Annotated in this window: 2 protein-coding genes; both read right to left on the minus strand. The window is 40.1% G+C overall.

Translation table 11 applies throughout. The annotated features are described in order from the left end of the window. Positions 1 to 1,424, minus strand: a 1,424-nt coding sequence (locus IIB39_11370) for a HAMP domain-containing protein (protein ID MCH8929295.1), incomplete at its 3' end; no start/stop codon positions are given. Between the two features lie 5 nt (positions 1,425 to 1,429). Further along, on the minus strand, positions 1,430 to 2,058 hold a 629-nt coding region (locus IIB39_11375), incomplete at its 5' end, for a hypothetical protein (protein ID MCH8929296.1).

Genomic DNA, 2,058 nt, shown 5'->3' on the forward strand with positions numbered 1-2,058 from the left:
CAAACCCACTCACTGATCGACTCGACCAGAGTACGGTATCTTTGTTCACCTTCCCGTAACGCAGCCCGCGCTCGTTCTCTTTCTGCAAGTTTCAATTTCTCACTTAATCTTTCTTTTGCTTCCTCGGAACGAAGACGTTCCAATTCTGCCGCTGCTCTTTCGGCAAATACACTGACAATTTCTTCGACATACTTCGGAGGTTTCAAGTCTTTGTCATGCAGTATATTTAAAACACCGATTGCCTTTCCATTTGAACCGCTGAATGGAAGCCCAAAATAACTTTCAACCCCGAATTTTTTTAATAATTTATCATCAGGATATTGTTCCCGCACCTTGGTAATAGCTCTGAAGCTGGAATCTTCAAGATCTTCGAAGGGTGTACCTTGGAGTGGAAAATCAATTGATTTCTTGATTCGTTTATCCTCACACCATGCAAGTGTATTAATAGTTTTATCATCCATGATTTCTCCCAGTATGCCCCACCGGCATCCCATCATTTCAGTGACAGTTAGTATGAGATTCTCAAAAAACTCTTTGCCGGTAGATTTCGCTGTTCCCTTCATCAATCGTTTAAGGGCCGCTTCTGACTCTTGTACCTCTTTTGTTTTTAATTTTACTTCTTCCTCAAGGTGTTCAGTATATTTTTGAAGCTCATCCTTAGCACTCTTTAACTCTGAAGTCATTTCATTAAATGTCCTGGCCAGCAATCCAATTTCATCATCGGAGGTTATATCGACCTGTGTGTCAATCACGCCCGAGGTTACTTTTTTTGCAGCATTCGTTAATATTTTAATCGGATTGGTAATCCGTTTCATTGAAAAGAATATAAATGCGACAGAAAAGAGAATCGCCACGATCAATCCGATAAATACACCATTTCTGTCTGATGAAATAAGAGCATCAACATTTTTTAGAGATGTAATAAGAGTCAATACCGCCATAACTTCACCTTTTGCGAAGTCATGTTTATTCAACTTCAGATGACAATCAACACATTTTGACTCAGCTATTATAGGGATGAAGGTAAATAGCATACGATCTGATTCTTCTTCTGATATATGGGATATAGGTTTACCCTGATTGAGTACTTCCAATTCCAAATCTGTCGACATATAAGGACTGCTTTCCGGGTTAATTTGAAACATCTTTGGATTTCTTTTCAGATTCAGAGCCTTAATTTTTCCACTAACTTGACTGAACAGCTGGTCTCTTGCAAGATTATCCGAACCCGTGAATAACATGGTTGTTTTCCAAGCATTTACCATATTTATTCCGACGTTTATCCACGCTTCTTTTTCTGTTTCAGTATGATGTGAGTTTTCTCTGATCTCGGTTAGTAATCCAAGAATAATCGCCGCTGTAAATGACATCGCAAGGACAGGGATCATAAGTTTCGAAGTAATATTTAATTGTGGAATTCTCATTCTACTCAGAAGGCAAAATCTAATCTTGCCTTTCCGATGACTGACTCCTCACCTTGAAATTGTTTTTGAACCTCAGTTCTAAACACTACATTGGGTCTTATGGAAATAGAGAAGTGGAGCAGTAAATTTCTTAAGTCATCCACATTCGAATTGTCAGGGGTGATCGCTGAATCCCATCTGATAGCTCCCACCAACCAGGGATAAAACACGTAGTTACTCTCAATAAAGTAAGCTGAATAAGTGTCTTCTCCGGATATATTGTCAGAAGATGAATCTTCACCAATAATTAATCCGCTGAATAATTCAAGATCATTTATTTGTAGTGCGGCATCTCCACCAATTCTTAATAAATTCGCTCCTCTATTGTTCCCTGAGTAAGAAAACAGTCCGAGTTTGAAATGGTCGTCCCTCCAGCTGCCGCCTTCCGGCACGGGTCCTGACTCTCCTGATAGCGCTAATCCACCGAATTTATAAGATAATCGCCCGTAAAGATCCTTTGACCATGAACCCGGGTGATCTTTATCACCTGCAGACGGTGTGACATCTAACCGCTCTACAACTCCTATCCCATAAAAAAGTCCACCGCCCATCTTCCCGTCTTTTATTCCCCATAGTTCAACGCCACTTTTGGGCT

The sequence above is a fragment of the Candidatus Neomarinimicrobiota bacterium genome, assembly GCA_022573815.1.
GTDB lineage: Bacteria > Fidelibacterota > SORT01 > SORT01 > SORT01 > JACZTG01.